At 73.9% G+C, this 7,375-nt stretch carries 6 protein-coding genes; 1 reads left to right on the forward strand and 5 read right to left on the reverse strand.

What is annotated here, in order from left to right; genetic code table 11:
- The first annotated feature begins 81 nt into the window (after positions 1-81).
- Complete coding sequence (locus D471_RS0117575; protein WP_017599834.1) at positions 82-1,080, forward strand: helix-turn-helix domain-containing protein; 999 nt, start codon at positions 82-84, stop codon at positions 1,078-1,080.
- On the opposite strand, the gene D471_RS0117580 is transcribed toward D471_RS0117575, so the two are convergent.
- From D471_RS0117580 to D471_RS0117600, 5 genes are all read right to left on the reverse strand, one after another.
- Positions 1,068-2,561, reverse strand: a complete 1,494-nt coding sequence (locus tag D471_RS0117580; RefSeq protein ID WP_017599835.1) for a benzaldehyde dehydrogenase — start codon at positions 2,559-2,561, stop codon at positions 1,068-1,070. The two genes, D471_RS0117575 and D471_RS0117580, sit on opposite strands and share 13 nt — an antisense overlap.
- Before the next feature lie 116 nt (positions 2,562-2,677).
- Positions 2,678-4,054 (reverse strand): MFS transporter, encoded by a 1,377-nt coding sequence (locus tag D471_RS0117585; protein WP_017599836.1) that lies wholly within the window; start codon positions 4,052-4,054, stop codon positions 2,678-2,680.
- 131 nt (positions 4,055-4,185) lie between these two features.
- A complete protein-coding gene (locus D471_RS0117590; protein ID WP_017599837.1) occupies positions 4,186-4,644 on the reverse strand; it encodes a MaoC family dehydratase in 459 nt (152 codons plus the stop codon).
- Positions 4,645-4,811: 167 nt separating this feature from the next.
- A complete protein-coding gene (locus D471_RS0117595) occupies positions 4,812-6,329 on the reverse strand; it encodes an acyl-CoA synthetase (protein ID WP_017599838.1) in 1,518 nt (505 codons plus the stop codon).
- A complete protein-coding gene (locus D471_RS0117600) occupies positions 6,322-7,212 on the reverse strand; it encodes a 4-hydroxyphenyl-beta-ketoacyl-CoA hydrolase (RefSeq protein ID WP_017599839.1) in 891 nt (296 codons plus the stop codon). Before D471_RS0117600 ends, D471_RS0117595 begins: the two co-directional genes overlap by 8 nt.
- Positions 7,213-7,375 lie beyond the last annotated feature (163 nt).

A 7,375-nucleotide genomic window follows, 5' to 3' on the forward strand; every position in this document is an offset into this window, starting at 1 on the left:
GGAGGTGTCAGCCGCCGGACTGGTACAGGAGTGCACACTTGTCTCCTCTCACGGAACCACGGAGCTTTCTCGGGAGGTGTCGTGCGGATCGAACACGGCGATGACGGCGCGCTGGTCTTCGGGTACCTCGACACCGTCGCCACCGCCGGGAACCGGGCCTCCGACGCCGTGCTGGTGCGGGCCGAGGGCTCCGGCCGGGCGCGGTCGTACCGTCTCGGGGAGGTGGGCGCCTGCGAGATCAGCGGCGACCACGGGATGAGCGTCGTCTCCCGCGTCTCTCCGGCGGCGCGCTACCGCGGACACGCCCTCGGCCTGCTCATGGACGGCCGGGGCGCCCTGGAACAGGACGGCCGCCGGGCGTCGCTCGCCCCGGGGGACTTCGTCCTCTACAGCGGTGAGCGCCCCTTCCGGCTCCACCTCGGCGCACACCACCGGTACCTCCTGCTGGGCCTGCCGGAGCACTCCGTCCCACCGGAGTGCGCGGGGCGGATCACCGCCGACCCGGAGCTGTCGCGCCTGCCGAGCGGGCGGATCCTCACGGCGATGCTGACCGAGACCACCCGCCTGGCCGACCGGTTGGGGCCGGTGGCCCGGTGGGAGATGGGAGAGCACGTCACCGCCGTGCTCCGTACCCTGATCCGCGAGTCGGGTCACGGGGGGACCGCTCCCGACTACCGGGCGGCCCTGCTCGACCGGGTCCTGGACCACATCGACCGCCACCTGGGGGAGGAGCTGTCGCCGGAGTCGATCGCGGCGGCCCACCACGTCTCGGTGCGCTCCCTGCACGCGCTCTTCCGGAGCCAGGGAGAGACGGTCAACGGCTATGTCCGCGGCCGCAGGCTGGACCGCGTCCGCCGCGACCTCGCCGCCCCCGACCTGATGCGCCTGCCCGTCTACGCCGTGGCCGCCCGCTGGGGGATCAGGGACGCCAGCCATCTCAGCAGGCTCTTTCGGGCCCGGTTCGGCGTCTCCCCACGCCGCTTCCGCCAACAGGCGCTGGAGGCCGACCCCGCACCGGCCCGTGACGGAGGGGCCGGCCGGGATCGCGCCGGGGGATCCGCCCTGCGTCAGAACGGGTAGGCGGCGGCCCGTCCGCGCACGGTGATCCACCGGGTCTCGGTGAACGCCTCGACGTTGGCGCTGGCACCGCCGAACCGGCCGACCCCCGAGGAGCCGATCCCGCCGAACGGCGCGGTCGCCTCGTCGTTGACCGTCTGGTCGTTGATGTGCGCCATCCCCGAGGGGATCCGCTCGGCCAAGGGCATCCCCCTGCCCACGTCGGCGGTGGTGATGCCCAGGCTCAGTCCGTACTCGCTGTCGGCGGCCAGTTCGGCCGCCTCGTCCAGCGTGTCGAAGGCCAGCACGGGGGCGACCGGGCCGAACACCTCCAGCGCGTAGGCGGGCATGTCCCGGGTGACGTCGGCCAGCACGGTCGGCCGGTAGAACAGCCCGTCGTGGGTGCCGCCCGCGGCCAGCCGCGCACCCGCCCTCACCGAGGCGACGACCAGGTCGTGCACCCGCTCCAGCTGCCGGCGGTCGATGATCGGGCCCAGCGCGACCTGGTCGGACGCCGGATCGCCGACCGGTAGCGACCTCGCCCTGGCGGCGAGACGCTCCACGTACTCCCCGACCAGGCTGGAGTGCACCAGGTGACGGCCCGAGGACATGCAGATCTGGCCCGAGTGCAGGAACGACCCCCACGCGCCCAGCCCGACGGCGGCGTCCAGGTCGGCGTCGTCGAGCACGACGAACGCCGAGTTGCCGCCCAGCTCCAGGTGGGCGCGCTTGAGGTGGCGGGCGGCGAGCTCGCCCACGGCACGGCCAGCCGCCGTGGACCCGGTGAAGGAGACGACCCGGACGCGGGGGTCGGTCACCAGGGCCTGCCCGGCATCGGCGCCGCCGGGGAGCACGTGCAGCACGCCCTCGGGCAGACCGGCCTCCTCGAAGAGCCGGGCGATCGCCGCACCCGCGCACACCGACGTGCGGGGGTCGGGCTTGAGGACCACCGCGTTGCCCAGGGCCAGGGCGGGTGCGACCGAGCGCATGGCCAGGATCAGCGGGAAGTTGAACGGCGCGATCACACCGACGACGCCGACCGGCACCCGTCGGGCCATGGACAGCCGGTCCTGCTCGGTGGGCAGGAGCTCGCCCAGCGGCGCCGAGGCCAGCGCGGCCGCCTCCTCGCACTCGCGGACGGAGGCGGACAGCTCGACGTCGGCCTTGGCCCCGACCGACCCCGACTCGCGGATCAGCCAGTCCCGGACCTGGTCGGCGTGGCGTTCCAGGAGGTCCCCGGCGCGCCGCAGCACCCGGGCTCGCTCGCGATGGGGGAGGGCGGCCCAGTCGCGCTGGGCGCAGGCCGCCTGTTCGGCGGCCCTGCCCACGTCGGAGGGGGCGGCGAGGCCGATGCGGCCGAGCTCGGCGCCGGTGGCGGGTTCGGTGACGGGTGCGTCGTCGGCGGCGTCGCGCCAGCCGCCGCTGAAGAGGCGCCCGGTCCAGACCTTCGGGTCGAGCAGGTCGTGGGCGGGGGCGGGGGTCTCGGTCGTCGGTCGCTCGGTCAAGCCAGGTCCTCCGGTGCCGTCGGTACCGCTGTCGATGGGGGGTGCTCGGGGTCGGTGGGCGACATGGAACGTCGAAGGACAGGTTCCCGCCCACCGACCCCGGTACACGGAACGGCTCAGCGGGCGTCGATGTCGGTGAGGTCGCGGCGACCGGTCTCCCCGGTGAACCAGATGGCGACGGCGCTGGCCAGTCCGGCGGCCACGAGCATCCACGAGACGCCGTGCGTGGCGGTGCCGCCGCCCGCGGCGGTGAGGACCGACGCCGCGATCATCGGGCTGAGCCCCGCGCCGAGGACGGTCGCGCTCTGGTAGCTGACCGAGGCTCCGGTGTAGCGCAGGTGGGTGTCGAACATCTCGGCCAGCAGGGCGGCCATCGGCGCGTACATGGCGGTGAGCGCGATGGCGTGGGCGAGTACCACCCCCGCGATCAGCCCGGCCACGGCACCGGTGTTCACCAGCCAGAACGCCGGGAAGGCGGTGACCGCCACGGCCAGGGCGCCGCCGAGGTAGACGGGCCTGCGGCCGACCAGGTCCGACAACCGGGCGTAGAGCGGGGTGAGGGCGATGGCCAGGGTGGAGGAGACGACGACGGCCGTCAGCGCGACCGACCGGTCGTAGCCGATGCCGATGGCGTAGGAGATGACGAAGGCGGTGAAGACGCCTTGGGCGGCGAACGGGGCGATCCCGGCCACCACGGCCAGCACCAGGTTCCGGGGTCGGGTGAGCAGGACCTCCACGAAGGGCAGGCGGCCCCGGGCGGGACCGGAGGGCACGGGAGCGGACCCGGCGTCGGACCCGGACCGCGCGAACACCGGGCTCTCGCTGATCCGCAGTCGGACGAACAGCCCGACCCCGATCAGCGCCACGCTGGCCAGGAACGGCACACGCCACCCCCAGGCCAGGAACTGCTCGTCGGGCAGCAGTCCCGCCAGGGCCAGGGCCAGGGTGGCCAGCACCGCCCCGGTGGGGGCGCCCATCTGGGTGACGCCGCCCCACGCCCCGCGGCTGCCGGGCGCCGCGTGTTCGACGGTCATCAGGGCGGCTCCGCCCCACTCGCCGCCGACGGCGACGCCCTGCACGACGCGCAGCGCCACCAGGATCACCGGGGCGGCCAGGCCGATGCGCTCGTAGGTGGGCAGCAGCCCGATCAGGGTGCTGGCCGCGCCCATGAGGATCATCGTGGTGAGCAGCATCCGCTTGCGGCCGAGCCGGTCGCCGAAGTGGCCGAAGACGATGCCGCCGAGCGGCCGGGCGACGTACCCGGCGGCCAGGGTGCCGAAGGAGGCGATCACGCCGATGAGCGGGTCGAGGTCGGGGAAGAACAGGGGCCCGAACACCAGCGCCGCGGCGGTGCCGTAGAGGAGGAAGTCATACATCTCCACGGTGGTGCCGATGTAGCTGGACAGGGCGACGCGGCGGATCTCGCGCGGGTCGGCCCCGGGGCCGGGACGAGGGGCGGGCGGTGGAACCGGAGGGGGTGCGGAGGAGGTCATGGGGGAGTCGTCCTCTCGTGGGTGGTGCCGGGGATCCGTGGTGCGGCCGGGGGTGGGTTCCGGTTCGGAACAGGGGAGGGGCGGACGGCCCGCGGGGTCGGGGCCGAGCGGTGACCCCGCGGGCCGGAGGCTCAGCCGCCGTAGTAGCGGTAGACGCCCTGCAGGACGCAGGCGGGCTTGTCGGAGCCCTCGATCTCGACGACCCCGTCGACGGTGGCCTGCACGCCGCCCCTGACGTCGGCCACCTCGGCGAGGCGCGCGGTCAGCCGGACGCGCGAGTCCACCGGCACGGGGGAGGGGAAGCGCACCTTGTTGAGGCCGTAGTTGACGGCCATGTCGATCCCCCTCATCTCCAGGACCTCCCCGAACATGGGGATGACGAGGGAGAGGGTGAGGTAGCCGTGCGCGATGGCGCCGCCGAACGGGCCCTCCTTGGCCCGCTCGGGGTCGGTGTGGATCCACTGGTGGTCGTCGGTGGCGTCGGCGAACGTGTCGATCCGCTGCTGGTCGACGGTGCGCCAGGGGCTGTGGCCCAGGTCCGAGCCGGCGGCGGCGCGCAGTTCGTCGAGTCCGGTGACGGTGGTCGGCATGGGTGTGTCCTTCGGGGTGTGGTGGACGGGACCCGGGGCGGGTCCGGGGACGGTCGGGGACGGGCTCGCCGTCGTGGCGCGCGGGAACGGGACGTACCGGAGGAGGGGGCACGGAAACGGGGCGCGGGTGCGCGCGGTCGTGCCGCGCGGGAGCGCGGACGCGGCGCTCAGGGGGCGCCGTGGTCCCGGCGCAGGTCGGCCTTGCGGAGCTTGCCGGCGGCGTTGCGTGGCAGTTCGTCGGTGAACACCACGGACTTGGGCGTCTTGTAGCGGGCCAGACGGCCCTCGAAGTGGGCGAGGAGGTCCCCCTCGGCGGGGGCGGTCCCGGGACGGGGGACGACGACCGCGCGGCCGACCTCGCCCCAGCGTTCGTCGGGCACTCCGATGACCGCGCACTCGAGTACGTCGGGATGGTCGTGCAGGACGTTCTCGACCTCGGCGGGGTAGACGTTCTCCCCGCCGGAGATGATCATGTCCTTGGCGCGGTCCACGATGCGCACGAAGCCCTCGGCGTCGACCGTGGCCACGTCGCCGGTGCGGAACCAGCCGTCGGCGGTGTGCGCGCGGGCGGTGTCGTCGGGCCGCCCCCAGTAGCCGCGCATCACGTTGGGCCCCTTCACGACGATCTCCCCGGGTTCGCCGGGGGCGGCGTCGGTCAGGTCGGGGCGCACGATCCGCACGTCGGTGAACACGCTCGGCCGACCCGCCGTCCCGGCCTTGCGGAGGCTGTCCGCGGCGCCGAGCATGAGCACGCCGGGCGCGGTCTCGGTCATGCCGTACCCCTGGAGGAAGGTGAGCCCGCGCTTCTGGTAGGCGGCGATGGTGGACTCGGGGACGGGGGCGCCGCCCGCCATGAGGACACGCAGGGAGGACAGGTCGGCGCCGGCCCAGCCGGGATGGGCGGCCAGCGCGTCGAACATGGCCGGAACGCCGAACATCCAGCTGACCCGCCGGGCGGTGAACAGTTCGATGACGCGTGTCGGATCGAAGCCGGGTTCGACGATCACGCGGCCGCCCTTGAGCAGGGTGGGCAGGCAGGTCATGTTGAGCGCGGCGGTGTGGAACAGGGGAGCGGTGACCAGGGTGACCTCGTCGACGGTGACGTCCACGTCGATGAGGACGTTGACGCAGTTCCACGTGATGTTGCCGTGGGTGAGCTCGGCTCCCTTGGGGTGCCCGGTGGTGCCGGACGTGTACATGATCATGCACGTGTCGTCGAGGCCGACCGGCTCGTCCACGGGGGCGGCGGGGGAGGAGGCGATCAGCGCCTCGTAGCCGTCGGGGGCGTCGTCGTCCACCGGGACCAGGACGCGCGGCGCCGTCCGGTCGCGCAGCCCTCCGGCGGCCTCGGCCTGCTCGGCGCCGTGCACCAGCACGCACGACCCCGAGTCCTCGATCGCGTACGCCAGCTCGGGGACGGCCAGGCGGGTGTTGAGCGGTACGAACACCGCACCGAGCGTCCCGGCCGCGAACAGGGTCTCCACCAGGGCGGGGTGGTTGGCGCCCAGGTAGGCGACACGGTCGCCGCGGCGCACCCCGAGCCCGCGCAGCGCCGCCGCCAGCCGGGTGACGCGTTCGTGCAGTTCGGCGTAGGTGAACGACCGCTCCCCGTGGACGAGGGCGGTGCGCTCGGGGCAGGAGCGCGCCCGCCGCGCGGGCCAGGAGCCGATCCCCTCGTCACGCATCGCCGCCGCCCTTCAGGCCCAGCAGCCGGGCCGCGTTGTGCTTGAGGATCTTGGGCCGCACCTCGGGCTTGATGTCCAGGCGCTCGAAGTCGGCCAGCCAGCGGTCGGGGGACAGGACGGGGTGGTCGGAGCCGAACAGCACCCGGTCCTGGAGCAGTGAGTTGGCGTAGCGGACCAGCTGGGGCGGGAAGTACTTCGGCGACCACCCGGACAGGTCGATGTACACCTGCGGCTTGTGCACGGCCACCGACAGCGCCTCGTCCTGCCAGGGGAAGGACGGGTGGGCCATGATGATCGGCATCCCGGGGAAGTCGGCGGCCACGTCGTCCACGTACAGGGGGTTGGAGTACTTCAGGCGGATGCCGCCCCCGCCGGGGGCGCCCGCGCCGATGCCGGTCTGTCCGGTGTGGAAGAGCGCGACGGCGCCCAGCTCCTCCAGGGCCTCGTACAGCACGTAGGCGGACCGGTCGTCGGGGAAGAACTCCTGGAGGCTGGGGTGGAACTTGAAGCCGCGGACGCCGTACTCGGTGACCAGCCTGCGCGCCTGCCGGGCGCCCAGACGCCCCTTGGCGGGGTCGATGCTGGCGAAGGGGATGAGCGCGTCCGGGTGCTCGGCGGCGGCCTCGGCCACCTCCTCGTTGGGGACGGCGGGCAGCCCGGTGGTGGACTCGGTGTCGACGGGGAAGACGACGGCCGCCATGCGGCGCTCGCGGTAGTAGGCGGCGATCTCGGGCAGGGTCGGCCTGCGGTGCGCGGCGTCGGTCCCGAAGTAGGCGCTGGAGGCGTCGTGCAGGGAGTCGTCCAGGGACTGGTGGCCCTCGGCGGACACCTCGGCGTGGGTGTGGACGTCGATCGCGGTGACGGTGTCGGGGTCGATGCCCATCAGGCTCCCGCCTCCGGGTCGGTCGGGGCGGGGACGCCGACGCTCTCGGGGTCACGGCCCAGTGTGGCGGGCCAGGCGGCGGCGATCTCCCCCGCGTCCCAGCCGCCGTCGGTGAGCGCGACGACCCTCTCGGCCGGGTGCGACCACAGGGACAGGCGGTCGC

This window comes from Nocardiopsis lucentensis DSM 44048 (genome assembly GCF_000341125.1).
In the GTDB taxonomy this organism is placed as follows: Bacteria; Actinomycetota; Actinomycetes; order Streptosporangiales; family Streptosporangiaceae; genus Nocardiopsis; species Nocardiopsis lucentensis.

Bases quoted from the DNA above. Each gene is read 5' to 3' on its own strand.
- D471_RS0117595 (WP_017599838.1), bottom strand. From the start codon at position 6,329: ATGCGTGACGAGGGGATCGGCTCCTGGCCCGCGCGGCGGGCGCGCTCC.
- D471_RS0117600 (WP_017599839.1), bottom strand. From the start codon at position 7,212: ATGGGCATCGACCCCGACACCGTCACCGCGATCGACGTCCACACCCAC.
- D471_RS0117585 (WP_017599836.1), bottom strand. From the start codon at position 4,054: ATGACCTCCTCCGCACCCCCTCCGGTTCCACCGCCCGCCCCTCGTCCC.
- D471_RS0117590 (WP_017599837.1), bottom strand. From the start codon at position 4,644: ATGCCGACCACCGTCACCGGACTCGACGAACTGCGCGCCGCCGCCGGC.